The sequence below is a fragment of the Bartonella sp. B30(2025) genome (assembly GCF_053793825.1).
Genome location: NZ_CP200034.1, coordinates 209,938 through 227,379 on the forward strand (window position 1 = coordinate 209,938; position 17,442 = coordinate 227,379).

The window sequence follows — 17,442 nt, forward strand, 5'->3', positions numbered from 1 at the left end:
ATTACTTTAAATATATATTTTTTGAATAAAAACAATTATAAGTTGAATTACTTATATATTCTTTCTTCATAAACATGATTTTATTTTTTCCAATATTTTAAATTGTAAGCAATGAAAAAGAAAAATTAAAATTCTGTAAATGTTTTGTTTTTCCTGGATTGACTACTTGTTGGTAGCCGAACTTTAATTCGAAGCATTCATCTGTATAACTAAAGTTGATTCCTCGTTTTACAAATGTGCCCGATACTAAATCGTAACCAGCATTGCCATCAATAGACCAATCATTAGCAAACTTAATACCGGTTTGAAAAGAAATTTCTTTGCGATCTTGTGTATATTCATGATTTAATTGACTTGGAGTGTAAGCATATTGTGTAGATGCCCAAAAATTTTTCCATTTTTGTGATGCTTCAATTTCACTATGACGGATTTCCCCTGTTTTTTGGTTAAAACGTCCGCGAAATTCTAAAGAAAAACCACTTTTATGGTTTGCATTAAGCATTGCAACATAATCTGAGCGTGCTTTTTCAAGGCCTGAATAATTGCTTATATTCATAAGATCTTTCTCTGCAAAAGAATTTTTTCCTGCAAGATGAAAAGATTGTCCAACAAGAGCATTAAGAGACCAATCCTTGTTTATACTCCCAGAATATCTTAGTCCTATATTTGCTCTTGTCCCGCCTTCTGCACGATCATAACCAGAAAATTTATTACGTTGAAATAGAGTGGTCGTATCAAAGAGGAAGCTTTGTGCATCTTCATTGGGAACTTGTCCGATATATTGTTCATTATTACGCATAAAAACTTGAATTGTTGGTTCTATGATATGCGCAGAATTATTAAAATTAATGAAGAGAGGATATTGTAATTCTAAACCTGCAGTTCCCATGCTGCGGATGGTTGCTTTACGAATAGTTGAAAAGGGATCGTTTTGTATAGTAGTGTGATTTGTAGGCGCATTCGTCGCAATGAGATCAGTACGTAAAGCTAGGGTAGGGGTTAGTATTAATCCACTATTTGTATTGAAGCGCTTTTTCCATTCAAGCTCATTTGTTAAACGAAAACTATTTTTAACCACATTAGAGAGTTGAGTCATATTTATGGAGTGGTCGTTCCAGTCGATAGAGTTGAAATTAGTATGACGGCGATAAATTGATTGTATGTTGCTGTGAAAGGTTAGCAGCCCTGTATAAACTGATGCATTCGGAGTAAAAAAATAATCGATGCGAGGTAAGACCCACGCTTGCTGAAAGCGGTGTTTATTATGGCTGCTGTTCAATATTTTATCTTGAAGCTTAAAATTATAAAAACGCATATCAAAATAGTTTTTATTTGCAAAACCATTTAAGTATAGCTGAGAAGTTTGTATAAGATTATCATAATTTTCAAGTTTATATGTACGGCTAAAATCTTTATCAGATTGAGCAAGAATGTCCCATCCATAAGTCCAGCGTGAATTAATACGAAAATCACCTTTTGTCGCTAACATATAACGGTTTGTTTGCTGTGCATCAATTGTGTTATCATCGAAATTATGAGGTTTTGTTTGATATATATGAGCAAAACGAATGTTATAGTTACCTGTTTTTAAGCGTTGGCGCCACTCTCCTTCAGTTAAAAGCCCTTGTTGAGTATAGATTGTCGTAGAAAGTGTAAAATCATAATGGGGCGCAAGATTCAAGAAATAGGAATTTTTTATGCCAATGCCTAAATAATCAGCATAAAAAAAATGAGGCATAAGTAGACCGCTAGTGCGCTTTACAGTGGGATCATAAAGTTCAAAAGTGGAGAGTTTTAAAATCGGTATATCAAAAAATTCAAGACGGCTATTTTCAAATTGGATTTTTTTGGTAGTGTTGTTCCATATGATTTTTTTAGCTTTAATTTTCCATAAGGCGTTATTGTCTTGTTTATACGAGAAAGTGTTGCATGCAGTATAGGTAGCGTTATGAAAGACTGTTATTTGGTTATGACTGCGTGTAGCTTTTACAGCTGAAAAATGAATATTATTAACTGTATCAACGTATAAAGATTGTACAAAGCCTTCTCCAAAATCTTTGGTCATGTCAATATAATTAGAACGGATTTTATTTCCATTTTTTTGAATAATTTCAACATTACCTTGTGCAATAATGCGTCCTGTTTTTGGGTTGTAAGTCACCTTTTGGGCTACAGCCTTATTGCCATCATATTCGATTCGAACATTGCCTTTTGCGGATACAGTATTTGCATCGTGATTATAGACAAGTTCATCTGCAGATAAGAAAAGAGGACGTTTGGGGTTTTGGATAAGATTTTGTGCGAATACATAACCGAGAAAACACACGCTTAAGATAGAGCCAATAACACTCTTTAAAGCTAAGGTGAATAATATTGTTATTTGTTTATTTTTGAGTGATTTCATTTAACCATCCTCTTTATGCAGCAAAAATGCAATACTCAAAAATAATGCAATAATCACTGGTGCCCAAGCCGCTATAACTGGTGAAATATATCCAGCATTACCAAAAGTTTGAATGAGAACAGACATGACATAAAGCATAAATCCAGCGATTATACCGCTAAGAATTAACGATTTAGCTTGCCCAAAGCGATAAAAATTTAGTGATACAGTTGCCGCAATAAGCGTCATTGCCACAAGCAGAATTGGTAATGCAATTAGTGACTGCAAATACATATTAAAACGATTGGCAGAATAGCCAAATGAACGTGCAATCATAATTTTGGTTGGTAACTGGTAAAATGGGATAGTTGTGAGATCTGCTAAATGTTCAGTTAGAAATTTTGGTTTTAGATTGGTTTTGATATGAAATTCAGTAAATTTTTCCGGCATATGACCTACTTTATAGACGATCCCGTTGGTTAATAGCCAAGCACCGTCTATTAGTGTTGCTTTTTCGGCGTTAATCCAATTTTTAACTGTCGCATTATTATTGTATTGTACAAAGGTTGCATTAATAAGAGAGAGCCCTTGATTTGTAATAGATCGAGCGCCGATAGTTGTTCTACCAGAATCTGTGCGTTGTGTTAACCATGGAATGCGCATGTTATGGAGAGATGTTTCTGCATTATTGCTACGCAGCTGAGCCATCATTTTTTCTGCTTGAGAAGAGCCCCATGCTGCAATCGGATTAATAAAAAAAATTGAACATAACCCAAAAAGAAAAGCTCCAAAACAAATAGGCATTAGAAATTGCCATGCAGAAACACCGATAGAACGAGTCACAACAAGCTCAAATTTTTGATTAAGTGAGGACAATGTTGCCATTGCGGAAAATAGTGCAATAAAAGGGATAATTTGTTGCATAATAAAAGGGATGCGCAAAAGTGAAATAAAAAGCGCATTTTGTGTTGTATAATGAGGAAGATAGGATAAGTGACCAGAATTTTCTGTAAAATCGATTAAAAAAGCCAGAGCAAAAATACCAATGAAAAAATAACAAGTTATTTTAATATAACGTATCAAAAAATATCGTCCAAGCGTCCATCCAATCATGATAAATTACTCGATGGATAGTGGGATTTTCTTTTTTTTAATTTTCTTATCATTTTTTGAAAAATTATTTGAATGATTTCGCTAAGTCTCGAAAATATATCAATTTTACGATTCGTTAAGAGCATGAAAAGAATTACCATACTCATTCCTATTGGTGTAATGTAGAGAAAAGGAACGTATGCAAGGTCGCTTTTTACTTTTTCAGAAAAAAAATACCCCACCCAGTAAACTAGTAAAGAAAAAGAGATTGCGGAAAAATTTGCAGATATACGTGCTTGTCGATATGCGCGTGTATCCCCTACTGCTGCAAGTGCAATTAATGCAAAAACAATAGGATAGAGCCATGCTGTAAGCCTACGGTGAATTTCAGCTCTGTATTGAAGTGGTTTGTGTAGATAGTAGGGATCCTCTGGATCAGGTTTGAGCAAGTAAGAAAATGATCTATCTTTGGGATAAATAGTAGGTGTTCTATTATGGGGAATGAATTCGTCTAGATTAAAGTTATACGAGCTGAACTGAATAATTGAAGCGCTATTATTTTGATAATCGATCCTTTCTATTTCTCCCTCATTAAGAAGTAAAAAATTACCATTTTTATTGTTAACAATGAACGCTTTGGTTGCATAATAAAAAAGATCAATTTTGGGATCGCGTTGATCAGCAATGAAAAGACGCCCGAGGGTTCCATCAGGTTTTTGTTCACCAATTTCTATGTACAGATTATTTGATAATTTTTGAAAACTGCCTTCACGAATAAAAATATTAATAAGGTCAGAATGGGCGCTTGCTAGCATTTGTCGCATATTAAGACGAGCGTGAGGAGCAATAAAGTTTGCTATGGTAAAAGATGCGCATGATGCAATAATAGCGAGAAGAATAACTGGTTTCCAAACAGTATTTTTAGGGAAACCAGAAGTGCTAATAATAGCGAGTTCTGAATCTTGATTCATTGTTGAAAGAGTAATCGTAATTGCAATTAATAGTGCAAATGGGATAACAAGAAAAACGACAGAAGGAAGCAATGAAAATGAAAAATATAAAGCAGTTAATAATGTCTGTTTACTCGTTGTAAGAAAATCAATCCGTGCAAGAATCTGCACTGTCCAGCTAATGGCAACTGATATAATCATTACGGCACTAAATAAAATAGAAACGCGCTTCAGGATGTATAACTCAATAATACGCATAAAACTAGATGACATTCCCCGCCGAAAAGCCGACATTCTGCAATATTTTGGATTTCAAAATACAACCAAAATTTAACAATTGTTTTGTACCTTTATATGTGCGAGTGCTATTTTAAATAAACAATAGAAAACAATTAGCTATCCTAAAGTCATCTTGCCATATATTATATTATATTTTCAAGTATGGCTTATAGAAAGATTGCAAAATAGACTTTTTTATTAACAATCAAAATAATAATTTTCTCTTTTACCTTTTAGTGTGCATGAAATATAAAACAATACGCAATTGGAAAAGAAGAATCGTTATTGCTCTTATTCTGAGGATATAGAATATCCTCCTAAAAGATGTTGTTTTTTTAATTGATAAATGGTGATAAGGACGGAAAATTTGGATATTCTTTTCTATCATTTGATGCGATCAACATTAGAAGATATTTTGCCAACACTTGTGGAGCGCGCGCTAGAACGCTTTGGTAAAATAACAATACAATGTATTAATAAAAAACGATGTGATGCTATAGATGCTTATTTATGGGTTTATGCTGATGATGCATTTGTTGGGCATGGAACTGAGCATGATAAATATTCAAATTTTCAACCTGTATTCTTGACCACGGGACAGGAAAACCCGAATGATTCAAAAATACGGTTTCTTACGGAAGGAGCAGTTTGCTCAGATATCAATGCATATCAACGGCTTGTGGTGATATTTGATGGTCACAATAGTGAACAGTTAAATCTCGCTCGTGCACAGTGGAAAAAATATAAAATAGAAAATCACAATTTAACCTACTGGCAGCAGACTGAAGATCGCAATTGGAAAAAACAGGTTTAGTGCACATAGAATCTGCTATTTTGATCTTTAAAAATGTATAGAAATGGTGAAGCTGGGTTTTTTATTTCGAAAAGTACGGAAAATAGCGTTAATTTGATGGTAAGAAAATAAAGCTGTGGTCTATAATAAAAATATTTGAATGGAACGATAATGATTATTGATCGGATTTTGCTTATTTTGTGGGCTGTCATGTTAGCTTTCTTGTGCGTTTCATGGCTTGGTACAACACATATCTTATCAGGAATGTTTTCTGTCGCTTACATTACTAATATTGTAGATATTTTATTCTTTTTTTTGAGTGCATTTTTTGCTGGAATATTATGGTTGACTATGCCTCAGCCTCTATCTTTAAAAATAAAACTGGCGGCATTTTTGCCGCCAGCATTTGTTTTATTTTCTTTATTATATTCTAGTTAGATATTTCCTCATTTGTAAATCCAATGAAACAAATGAGTGAAATAAAAGCACAAGCAAATAAATAATAACCGATATAAGAAATACCAAAGTTTCGTACCAAATATTCTGTAATAGAAGGTGCAAGGGACCCACCAACAATACCAGCTAAGTTGAAGGTCACAGCAGAGCCTGTGTAGCGGATAGCTGTTGGGTATGGTGAAGCTAATACGACACCAAGCGGACTAAATACCATTCCCATGGCTGAGAGACCCAAAATGGAAATTACCAAAACTCCTAAGAGACCAAATCCTAAAAAGTAAGGAACCGTTAAAGCATAAGCGCCGATAGCTATAGTACCCCAAATTACTAAAGTTCTGCGTTTAATACGATCAGCCAGTTTTCCAGTTATGACAGTAAAAATTATGCAAAAAATAGAACCGATTCCTTGCACAAAAAGAGCTTCATGATATGCAATTTTTAAGTGATTTGTCGAATAATTTAGCAAATATACGGTAATGAAATAGAATAAAGCAAATATTGTCATCCCCCCAAATGTTCCAAGAAATAAGATTCGTGGACATTTTAGAAAGACATCTATGATGGGGAGTTTAGCACGTTCTTTATGTTCAAGAGCTTTTTTGAATTCAGCTGTTTCATTGATTGAGAGACGAAACCACACCCCTATAATCATGAGAACAACGGAAAAAATAAAAGGAATACGCCATCCCCATGCCAAAAGTTCATTATAATCCAAGAAGTAGAATAGACCTAAATAAACGGTAATAGACAAAAATAAACCGACTGGAACACCTAATTGAGGAAACATTGCATACCAACCACGTTTTTCTGGTGGAGCACTTTCTATTGCTAACAGAACAGCACCTCCTGATTCACCGCCTAATCCTAACCCTTGTCCAATACGGCATAGTGTTAGGAAGAAAGGTGCCCACCAACCAGCTGTTTGATAAGTAGGTAAGATTCCAATAATAACTGTTGATATACCCATTGTAGAAAGAGCTGCAATAAGAGTTGCTTTTCGTCCAATTTTATCTCCAAAATGCCCAAAAATAACTGATCCTAATGGACGAGAAAAAAAAGCTGCTCCGAAGATAAGAAAAGATTTCAAAACAGCAAGATTATCCCCTTCAGCTGGAAAAAATAGATAAGGAAATATAAGAGCTGCAGCGGTTCCAAAAACGTAAAAATCAAAATATTCAATTATTGGGCCAATAAGGCTTGCAAATAAAATTCGGTAAGGAGAATTTTGTTTATTTGAGTCTTGTTTTTCTGATTTTATAGACATGAACAGAATGTCCTTTTAAGAGTGTAACAAATTAAGTTTTAAGAGTGTAACAAATTAAGTTGTGAAACTGGCATCCTAACTATAAGAATTTCAGATTAGTGTCGAGTCAATATTATCATGTTTTCAGCATATTGGCGCAATTAAAGAACAGTATAAGCACAAATAATTGCGCTATAAATGCATTTAACTCGCATTTAATAAAGTTGTTTTTCCAGTCTACCTAAATATCAATACGAGTTTCACTGATCTTTTTGGTGTATCTAAAATGTAAAAAAAACTCTTAATGAACGCAATTAAAACACTTTTAAATTGCATGAAATAAATTTCACAATTTTTATTGTGAATAAGTTTTAAAGCAGGCGCGCAGTAACAGTATTTGATGAGTGAACATTCTGTACGTTTAATATTTTATATGTCTGCTTGTTGTTCTCTTGTTGTTCTAATGAACATTGAGCCTTGAGGGAGGACTGCGATGTTTTTAGAGATGTAATTCTTTTTAATTTTTCGATGTGCGTATTTTTTTATTTTTAGTAGTGGAGTGTAGATAATGTTTATTTAAAATCATGGAGTTAAGATAATGCAATGCAAATTTAAGCTCGGATTTTTGGCATTAATAACCAGTAATTTTTTTGTCAAAGCTATAAGTGCAGATGAATTGGTTACTCCCTCAAAAAAAGATTTTTCATTACCGGAGATGGTAAGCGAGCAGCTAGAAGAAATAGACAAAAAACAGATATTGGGGCATGGTAACGTTGAGATTGTTACTAAAAAAAAAACTGCAGCAAGTATTAATATTACTAAAGGTTTAGTGCAGCGTGTTCAAAATGAGGGAGAAACAAAGGATATTCATGTTTATAGTGGTGGTAAGCAAATTGTTACAGGAACGGGCAGCTCTGCGTATAATACCAAAGTTTATGGTCAAGATGGAACGCCAGGACAACAGATTGTGCATAGTAATGGATCGGCTATTGCAACAGATGTTATGGATGGAGGAATTCAGAAAGTAGGTGGGAAATCGGTAGTACAACAAGGTGGGTTATCTATAAATACTACAGTTTTTGAGGGGGGTAGGCAGCGCGTTTTAGCTGGGGGTAAAGCTCGCAACACTGTTTTAAATGGGGGCACCTTAGAAGTTGATTCTGGTGGAGTGGTAGATAGTTTAACGATTAGTAGCGACGCTGATGCACGGATTTATGCTGGTGCTATATTAAAAGGAGCAGTAACAGTTAATGATTTTGGGAAGCTTGTTCTATACGTTCATGAAAATAATAAACATAACATTAATAATAAAATAGAAAACATTATTCTAAATGGAAAAGATTCTTTATTAGAATTGGTTGCGGATAGAGCTGGTAAAAAAAACTTTCTCATTAAAAAGTTAAATGGTAATGGTCGTTTTGCTTTTTCTTACCCAGGAAATAAAACATATTATTCTGCACTTTATATTAATGATCTTTCAGGTAACATAGATTTTTATTTTAATGTTGATTTTGCAGGTAAGCTGAATGATAGTCTTTTCATCGCAAATGGTCAAGGAGATCATACAGTAAGCATTCCAGACACTGGTATTGATATTATAACTTCTTCCTCATCTTCATTTCTTTTAATTACTGATGAAAGTGGAGGAGCTCATTTTACTTTAAAAAATCATGCTAATGCAAAAATTAACATTGTTGATAGTGGGACTTATGTGTACCATCTGCAACATACAGAGGGGCGTGATGATAGTAAGGTCTGGTATTTGACTGCTGTAAAAAGAAATTCTACATCTTTAGATGTTTTTTCTAATACAGACTTGTCTTTGGTTACTCCTATAAAACCAAAAGAAGATGCTTTAAGTTCGCAAGATTCTACAATAAATCCTTACGAAAATAGTTTTAGTCTTTATACAAGTGATGTTTATCTTGATGAAGATAAATCTACTTTGCAAGATATTACACTTATGGTTGATGAGACCATTTTTGTATTAGATGACGGAACGACAAATTTTTCGAAACGAGCAATTAATGGTGTCGTTGAGGCATTTGGAAAGCTTTATGTTGATGTAGGTGGTTTTAGTGAAAATACCATTGTTTTACGTGATGGAGCTGAAATTATTAGAGAGCAGGGAACTTCAGAATTTACTACGGTTCAAGTAGGTGGAAAACAAAGTGTAGAGGGTGGAGGAACAGCTATGGGTACTACAGTTTATGGTGGTACTCAGTCTGTTTTTGGAGAGGGGGAAATGGATGGTGTGCCTGTGAGTAGTCGTGCTTATAACACTCACATTTATGGTCAAGATGACGCCCAAGGAGAGCAAAAAGTATATGATGATGGTATTGTTTTAGGGACAAAAGTTATGGCTGGAGGAATGCAAACTCTCGCAAAATGGTTTCCAGATGATGAAAGTTTTGCATTGAAAAGCGGTGGTATAGCAATGAACACTGAGGTTTTTGCAGAGGGGCAACAGCGTATTTTAGAAGGAGGTAAAGCCTATGATGTGATTTTACATCCTTACGCTACTCAAGAAATTCATGCTGGTGGGTATATAAATAATTTAGAGATTAAAGAGGGAGCCAATTCATGGGCTTTGGTTGGTTCAATCTTAGAAGGCAAAACAGTGGTTAATGATTTGGGGCAACTTCATCTTTATGTGGGGGAAAGTAATTATAGAACTATAACAGAAGACATCAATTTAACCGGAGAAAAAGCCCAATTATATCTTGTTGCTAATCATTCTGACGGTCATAACTCTTGGATTCAAAAGTTAAATGGTGTGGGTGAAGTTATTTTCACTTCTGATGATAGTCTCTATTATTCTAATCTCTATATTGATACCCTTTCGGGTAGTATATATTTTTATTTGAATGTTAGTTTAGCAGAAAAAAAGGGAGATTGTCTCTTTATTAAGAATGGAAGTGGTTTTCATACAATAAGCGTTGTTGATTCAGGTTTTAGTATCGCTGATCCTACTTCAATAGTTCTTGATTTAATTTTTGATGAAAGTGGTCAAGCTCATTTTACTTTGAAAGATATTTCAGGTGTAAAAATTGGTGCTGTTAATGGTGAGGTTGTCGTTGATGGTGGGACGTATGTATATGCTTTAAAAGAAAAAAATAATGAGGATGGACAATATAAAAAGATTTGGTATTTGGCTGCAGTGTCTATTGATAAAACGTCTATTAAAAGATTACAATCAACTCGGACAACATCCCGTAGGAGAAGATCTCTTCAAGATGTAGATCAAAGTCAGCCAGTGGCTGCTTTTTCTTTGGAAGAACCAGTTAGAGAATTGTCACATTCCAATAATGGTCATCCGCGTTCTGGTCGAAGGCGGCCAGCTCTTGTTACTCCAACTACTCCATCTTTTGAAAACCAAAATAATGAAATTCCACGTGCGGAAAATAATTCTCAGTTGGAAGAACCAGATAGGGTGTTGTCGTACTCCGATAATGGTCATCTGCGTTCTGGTCGGAGGCGGCCAGCTCTTATGACCCCAACAGCTCCATCATCTATTGAAAATCAAAATAATGAAATTCCACATGTGGGAAATGATTCTCAATTTTTAAGTCCGAAGCAAGAATCCATTGCTTCTCCAACGATTCCATCTATTGAAAATCAGGATGATAAGAATGAAACTTCGAGTTTTGATAATGCTTCTAATACTTCTGTATCTTTAATTGATCAAATTGTTGAACGCCCAAATGGTCAGAGTTCACGTTTACCACAAGAACAACAAGAAATACGAATTTCTGATTTTTTGACCAGTCCCTCTACTGATGCAGTGTTGTCTATGTCTGTGGTGCCAGGCATTATTTTTTATAATGAGCTGCAAGCGGTGCGTGCTGGAAGGGGAATTATCAATGGCAGTCAAACAACTTCTTCTTTTTGGACACAGGCGATCAAACATAAAGAGCACATTGCTACAGGTCATATAGATTTTAAACTTGATCAGACAGGAATAATATTAGGTGTTAATGGTTTAAGTGAATTGATGAGTGGAGAGTTTTATATTGGTGGTTTTGGGAGTTATGATCAAGCACGAGTTGCGCATGCTCGGAAAGGTACTAGCAGTATAAACAGTTACAGTGTTGGGGCATATGCAACTTATTTTGATTATAGTGGATGGTATTTAGATGCCGTTTTAAAATATAATAATTATCAGAATGATTTGAATGCAGTTTCAACAAATGGTTTGGATATCCATGGAAATTATAATCAATGGGCGGTAGGTGCGTCACTTGAAACGGGGTATCGTTTTAAGCTGTCACAGCAGAGTTGGATGCGTCCTTATGGGGGATTAACTTGGTTGCAAGTTGCCAATAAGGAAATAAAGCTTTCTAATGGAATGATGGGGGATTTAAGTCGATTGACTTCATTGCAGAGTGAAGTTGGAGTATCGGTGGGTTATGAATTTGGTTCTGACACAAAAACACCATCAGTTGCTTATATTATGGCATCTTGGGTGCGTGAAAATATAACGAAAAATTATACGACGATTAATAAACAGCATAAATTTATTACTGACTTATCTGGCCATGCAGGGAAATTAGGCATTGGTTTAAACAGTTCCATCAGTGATAGATTAATGGTTTTTGCAGAAGCTTCTTATTTACAAGGGCAAAAAGTTAAACGATCATTTCAAGGGACTTTGGGGTTACGTTATAGTTTTTGATTATAGGTTCTTTTTATATTTATTTCTTCTATCCATTTATGATGTCGTATTTTTTTTAAATATTAAACATTTATAGAAAGATATTAAGAAAGTCATATAATAATTGTTTTATATTCTTGGTTAAATAAAGAGCCTTATGAATTAAAGAGAGAACAATTTTTTATAATTTGAGATTAAAAATAGATTCTATACTATGATGTTCTTTGATGCTTTTTAGGAATAAGATATGGAGAAATGGTAGTTATATTGGAATATAGTGTCCAAGAAAAAGAGCTTCATGATATGCAATTTTTAAGTGATTTGTCGAATAATTTAGCAAATATACGGTAATAAAATAGAATAAAGCAAATATTGTCATCCCCCCAAATGTTCCAAGAAATAAGATTCGTGGACATTTTAGAAAGACATCTATGATGGGGAGTTTAGCACGTTCTTTATGTTCAAGAGCTTTTTTGAATTCAGCTGTTTCATTGATTGAGAGACGAAACCACATCCCTATAATCATGAGAACAACGGAAAAAATAAAAGGAATACGCCATCCCCATGCCAAAAGTTCATTATAATCCAAGAAGTAGAATAGACCTAAATAAACGGTAATAGACAAAAATAAACCGACTGGAACACCTAATTGAGGAAACATTGCATACCAACCACGTTTTTCTGGTGGAGCACTTTCTATTGCTAACAGAACAGCACCTCCTGATTCACCGCCTAATCCTAACCCTTGTCCAATACGGCATAGTATTAGGAAGAAAGGTGCCCACTAACCAGCTGTTTGATAAGTAGGTAAGATTCCAATAATAACTGTTGATATACCCATTGTAGAAAGAGCTGCAATAAGAGTTGCTTTTCGTCCAATTTTATCTCCAAAATGCCCAAAAATAACTGATCCTAATGGACGAGAAAAAAAGGCTGCTCCGAAGATAAGAAAAGATTTCAAAACAGCAAGATTATCCCCTTCAGCTGGAAAAAATAGATAAGGAAATATAAGAGCTGCAGCGGTTCCAAAAACGTAAAAATCAAAATATTCAATTATTGGGCCAATAAGGCTTGCAAATAAAATTCGGTAAGGAGAATTTTGTTTATTTGAGTCTTGTTTTTCTGATTTTATAAATATGAACAGAATGTCCTTTTAAAAGTATAACAAATTAAGTTGTGAAACTGGCATTCTAACTATAAGAATTTCAGATTAGTGTCGAGTCAATATTATCATGTTTTCAGCATATTGGTGCAATTAAAGAACAGTATAAGCACAAATAATTGCGCTATAAATGCATTTAACTCGCATTTAATAAAGTTGTTTTTCCAGTCTACCTAAATATCAATACGAGTTTCACTGATTTTTTTTGTATCTAAAATGTTAAAAAAACTTTTATGAACGCAATTAAAACACTTTTAAATTGCAAAAAATAGATTTCACAATTTTTATTGTGAATAAGTTTTAAAGCAGGCATGCAGTAACAGTATTTGATGAGTGAACATTCTGTACGTTTAATATTTTATATGTCTGCTTGGTGTTTTGATGAACATTGAGCCCTGAGGGGGGAGAGCGATGTTTTTAGAGATGTAATTCTTTTTAATTTTTCGATGTACATATTTTTTTTATTTTCAATAGTGGAGTGTAGATAATGTTTATTTAAAATCATGGAGTTAAGATAATGCAATGCAAATTTAAGCTCAGATTTTTGGCATTAGTGACCAGTAATTTTTTTGTCAAAGCTATAAGCGCAAATGAAATGGTGGCTTTCTCTCATGAGGATTCTTTTTCATTATTACCAGTAATGATAGGTAAACAGCTAGAAGAAGTAAATAAAAAACGTACAATTAGGAGTAATCCCGTTGAGGATATTATTAAAAACGCACCTGTAAAAGCTACCGATATTAGTGCACAAGTAGTGCTGTGTATTGCAAATGAAATAAACAATACTCGTGTTTCTAAGGGGATGAAGCAAATTGTCACAGGAACGAACGAATGTGCTTATAATACCACAGTTTTAGGTCTAGATCAAAAGCCTGGACGACAGATTGTATATGACAAGGGAGTAACTTTTTCAACACAGGTTAAAGGAGGAGTTCAACAATTAGGTAAAAAATCTGCACAACCTAACCAACAAGGTGCACTATCTATAGATACTATAGTTTATCCGGGAGGTAAACAGCGCATTTTAGCTGGAAATAAAGCCCTTAACACTATTTTAGATGGTGGCATTTTAAAAGTTGATTCTGGTGGAGTGGTGGATACTTTAACGATTATTGACCATGGCAAAGCACAGATCTCTGCTGGTGCTATATTAAAAGGGCCAATAACGATTAATGACCATGGCGAAGCACAGATTTCTACTGGTGCTATATTAAAAGGGCCAATAACAGTTAATGATTATGGAAGGCTTAATCTTGGTGTTAATAAACAGGGGCCTAAAAATGTAGAAAGCATTACTTTAGGGGGAAGAAATTCTTTATTAGAATTGGTTACGACTGGATCTAGCAAAGTAAATTTGTACATTAAAAAATTAGATGGTAAAGGTCATTTTGTTTTTTCTCCTCCACGAGATAAAAAACACTACTCTACGCTTTATGTGACTGATCTTTCAGGTAATATAAATTTCTATTTTAATATTGATCCTGTAAATAGTAAGAACAATAGCCTTTTTATTAGAAATGGCCAAGGAGATCATACGGTAAACATTTTAGATACTGGCACTGAAATTACAACTTATCCTTCATTTTCACTTAATTTAATTACTGATTTAAGTGGAAAAGCTCATTTCACTTTGAAAAATTATGCTAATGCAACAATTAACGCTGTTGATAGCGGGGCTTACATGTACCATCTGCGATATGAAAAGATTAGGGACGATGGAAAAGTCTGGTATTTGAGTAATGTAAAGAAAGATGCTGTTCTTTTTAAGCCAGAATCTGAAAATAATTTTAATTGTTATACAGATGGAAAAGACATAAATTTCTTTGGACGACCCGTTGAGCGTATAATTGGAACATTTGATATATTTGAGGTTGATGCTGGCGATTTGAGTAGAAATACTATTGTTTTACGTGATGGCACTGAAATCGTTAAAAAGGAGGGAATTTCAGAATTTACTCTTGTTCAAGCAGGTGGAAAACAAAGTGTAGAGAAAGGAGGAGTGGCTAGGGGTACTACAGTTTATGGTGGTACTCAGTCTATTTTTGGAGAGGGAGAAATGAATGGTGTGCCTGTGAGTAGTCGTGCTTATAACACTCACATTTATAGTCATGATGACGCCAAAGGAGAGCAAAAAGTATATGGTGCTGGTATTGCTTGGGGGACAAAAGTTATGGCTGGAGGAATGCAAACTATCGCGAAATGGTTTCCAGATGATGAGGGTTTTGTATCGAAAAGAGGTGGTATAGCAATTGATACTGAGGTTTGTTCAGAGGGCAAACAGCGTATTTTAGAAGGGGGTAAAGCCTATGGTGTGATTTTACATCCTCATGCTACTCAAGAAATTCATGCTGGCGGGTATATAAATGGTTTAGAGATTAAAGAGGGTGCTAATTCATGGGCTTTGGTTGGTTCAATCTTAGAAGGTAAAACAGTCGTTCATGATTTTGGGAAGCTTCATCTTTATGCAGGAGAGAGTAATTATAAAGCTATAACAGAAAACATCAATTTAACCGGAGAAAAAGCCCAATTATATCTCGTTGCTCATCACTCTGACGGTCATAATTCTTGGATTCAAAATTTAAATGGTGTGGGTGAAGTTATTTTTACTTCTGATAATAATAGTCTCTATTATTCTAATCTTTATATTGATACCCTTTCGGGTAATATGCATTTTCATTTTAATGTTAGCCTAGCAGAAAAAAAAGGAGATCATCTCTTTATTAAAAATGGAAATGGTTCTCACACAATAAGCGTCGTTGATTCAGGTTTGGATATTATTAGTCCACTTTCGACAAGCTTTGATTTAATTTTTGATGAAAGTGGTCAAGCTCATTTTACTTTGAAAGATATTTCAGGTGTAAAAATTGGTGCTGTTAATGGTGAGGTTGTCGTTGATGGTGGGACGTATGTATATGCTTTAAAAGAAAAAAGTGATGAGGATGGACAATATAAAAAGATTTGGTATTTGACTGTGCTATCTGTTGACGAAGGGTCTCATGTAAGTCCAAAATCTCCAACTCCTTTTTTGACTAGTCCTTCTACTGATGCAGTGTTGTCTATGTCTGTGGTGCCAGGCATTATTTTTTATAATGAGCTGCAAGCGGTGCGTGCTGAAAGGAGGATTGTTAATGGTAATAAAACAACAACTTCTTCTTTTTGGATACAGGCGATCAAATATAAAGAGCACATTGCTACAGGTCATATAGATTTTAAACTTGACCAGACAGGAATAATATTAGGTGTTAATGGTTTAAGTGAATTGATGAGTGGAGAGTTTTATATTGGCGGTTTTGGGAGTTATGATCAAGCACGAGTTGCGCATGCTCGGAAAGGTACTAGCAGTATAAACAGTTACAGTGTTGGGGCATATGCAACTTATTTTGATTATAGTGGATGGTATTTAGATGCCGTTTTAAAATATAATAATTATCAGAATGATTTGAATGCAGTTTCAACAAATGGTTTGGATATCCATGGAAATTATAATCAATGGGCGATAGGCACGTCACTTGAAACGGGGTATCGTTTTAAGCTGTCACAGCAGGGCTGGATGCAGCCTTATGGGGGATTAACTTGGTTGCAAGCTGCCAATAAGGAAATAAAGCTTTCTAATGGAATGATGGGGGATTTAAGTCGATTGACTTCATTGCAGAGTGAAGTTGGAGTATCGGTGGGTTATGAATTTGGTTCTGACACAAAAACACCATCAGTTGCTTATATTATGGCGTCTTGGGTGCGTGAAAATATAACGAAAAATTATACGACGATTAATAAACAGCATAAATTTGTTACTGACTTATCTGGCCATGCAGGGAAATTAGGCATTGGTTTAAACAGTTCCATCAGTGATAGATTAATGGTTTTTGCAGAAGCTTCTTATTTACAAGGGCAAAAAATTAAACAATCATTTCAAGGGACTTTGGGTTTACGTTATAGTTTTTGATTAGGAGATTCTTTTTTAATCAAGTTTAGCATGCAATGATTATTATTTGCAAATAGGTTGTTTACCTAGAAAGTATTTATTATTTAGATTTTGTGTTTTTTTTTATATTTTCTATCCCATTTATTATACGGTACTTTTTTATAATAGAAATTGTAGGAAGATATTAAAAAAAAATTGTATAATAAATATTTTCTATTATTCAGAAAAAGAATTCTATGAATTATTAGAAAGTAGTTTCTTTTAATTTTCAGAGAAGAGACTTTAATAGTATGAAGCGTGTTTGTCGTCTATTTAGACACAACGGGGGGAGAGATTATGATTATATACTATAATAAGTGGAAATTAAGTAGTTTAGCGTTTATAACGAGTAGTTGTCTTGTACATGCTGCTATTGCAGATACCAGTAAAAATGAACTTTTTTATAAGTCCTTAAATTACAGTGTAAGTGAAAAAAGATTTGGGGTCCAGTATAATAAGTGTGCAAAAA

General features: G+C 34.3%; 8 protein-coding genes and 1 pseudogene. 4 read left to right on the forward strand and 5 right to left on the reverse strand.

Translation table 11 applies throughout. From position 1 onward, the window contains the following. Positions 1 to 97 precede the first annotated feature (97 nt). From V4P55_RS00915 to lptF, 3 genes are read right to left on the reverse strand one after another with little or no spacing between them, the layout of a single operon-like run. The gene (locus V4P55_RS00915) at positions 98 to 2,404 is read right to left on the reverse strand and encodes an LPS-assembly protein LptD (protein WP_455474527.1); all 2,307 of its coding nucleotides are present in this window, start codon (positions 2,402 to 2,404) and stop codon (positions 98 to 100) included. Continuing rightward, on the reverse strand, positions 2,405 to 3,496 hold the full coding sequence (lptG, locus tag V4P55_RS00920) for an LPS export ABC transporter permease LptG (protein WP_455474528.1): 1,092 nt from the start codon (positions 3,494 to 3,496) through the stop codon (positions 2,405 to 2,407). It lies immediately after the preceding gene. Continuing rightward, the gene (gene lptF / locus V4P55_RS00925) at positions 3,493 to 4,683 is read right to left on the reverse strand and encodes an LPS export ABC transporter permease LptF (protein ID WP_455474529.1); all 1,191 of its coding nucleotides are present in this window, start codon (positions 4,681 to 4,683) and stop codon (positions 3,493 to 3,495) included. The genes lptG and lptF overlap by 4 nt, the downstream gene beginning before the upstream one ends. A 388-nt stretch (positions 4,684 to 5,071) precedes the next feature. Here lptF and V4P55_RS00930 point away from each other — a divergent pair, with 388 nt between their 5' ends. Together V4P55_RS00930 and V4P55_RS00935 are read left to right on the forward strand one after the other, a co-directional pair. Beyond that, positions 5,072 to 5,518 (forward strand): DNA polymerase III subunit chi, encoded by a 447-nt coding sequence (locus V4P55_RS00930; protein ID WP_455474530.1) that lies wholly within the window; start codon positions 5,072 to 5,074, stop codon positions 5,516 to 5,518. Positions 5,519 to 5,668: 150 nt separating this feature from the next. Continuing rightward, complete coding sequence (locus V4P55_RS00935; RefSeq protein WP_455474531.1) at positions 5,669 to 5,935, forward strand: hypothetical protein; 267 nt, start codon at positions 5,669 to 5,671, stop codon at positions 5,933 to 5,935. Here the strand turns inward: V4P55_RS00935 and V4P55_RS00940 are convergent. After that, positions 5,928 to 7,217, reverse strand: a complete 1,290-nt coding sequence (locus V4P55_RS00940; RefSeq protein WP_455474532.1) for an MFS transporter — start codon at positions 7,215 to 7,217, stop codon at positions 5,928 to 5,930. The two genes, V4P55_RS00935 and V4P55_RS00940, sit on opposite strands and share 8 nt — an antisense overlap. A 577-nt stretch (positions 7,218 to 7,794) precedes the next feature. Here V4P55_RS00940 and bafA point away from each other — a divergent pair. After that, positions 7,795 to 11,871: a BafA family autotransporter gene (gene bafA, locus V4P55_RS00945; RefSeq protein ID WP_455474533.1), complete on the forward strand. Its 4,077-nt coding sequence runs from the start codon at positions 7,795 to 7,797 to the stop codon at positions 11,869 to 11,871. A gap of 268 nt (positions 11,872 to 12,139) precedes the next feature. Here the strand turns inward: bafA and V4P55_RS00950 are convergent. Next, positions 12,140 to 12,988, reverse strand: a pseudogene (locus V4P55_RS00950) (MFS transporter); the annotation flags it as partial. A gap of 541 nt (positions 12,989 to 13,529) precedes the next feature. On the opposite strand from V4P55_RS00950, the gene V4P55_RS00955 reads away from it, so the two are divergent. Continuing rightward, positions 13,530 to 16,955 (forward strand): autotransporter outer membrane beta-barrel domain-containing protein, encoded by a 3,426-nt coding sequence (locus V4P55_RS00955; RefSeq protein ID WP_455474534.1) that lies wholly within the window; start codon positions 13,530 to 13,532, stop codon positions 16,953 to 16,955. Positions 16,956 to 17,442: the final 487 nt, after the last annotated feature.

Excerpts from the sequence above, each read along its gene's own strand:
- lptF (WP_455474529.1), bottom strand. The coding sequence starts at position 4,683 with ATGCGTATTATTGAGTTATACATCCTGAAGCGCGTTTCTATTTTATTT.
- V4P55_RS00940 (WP_455474532.1), bottom strand. The coding sequence starts at position 7,217 with ATGTCTATAAAATCAGAAAAACAAGACTCAAATAAACAAAATTCTCCT.
- V4P55_RS00955 (WP_455474534.1), top strand. The coding sequence starts at position 13,530 with ATGCAATGCAAATTTAAGCTCAGATTTTTGGCATTAGTGACCAGTAAT.
- V4P55_RS00915 (WP_455474527.1), bottom strand. The coding sequence starts at position 2,404 with ATGAAATCACTCAAAAATAAACAAATAACAATATTATTCACCTTAGCT.
- lptG (WP_455474528.1), bottom strand. The coding sequence starts at position 3,496 with ATGATTGGATGGACGCTTGGACGATATTTTTTGATACGTTATATTAAA.
- V4P55_RS00935 (WP_455474531.1), top strand. The coding sequence starts at position 5,669 with ATGATTATTGATCGGATTTTGCTTATTTTGTGGGCTGTCATGTTAGCT.
- bafA (WP_455474533.1), top strand. The coding sequence starts at position 7,795 with ATGCAATGCAAATTTAAGCTCGGATTTTTGGCATTAATAACCAGTAAT.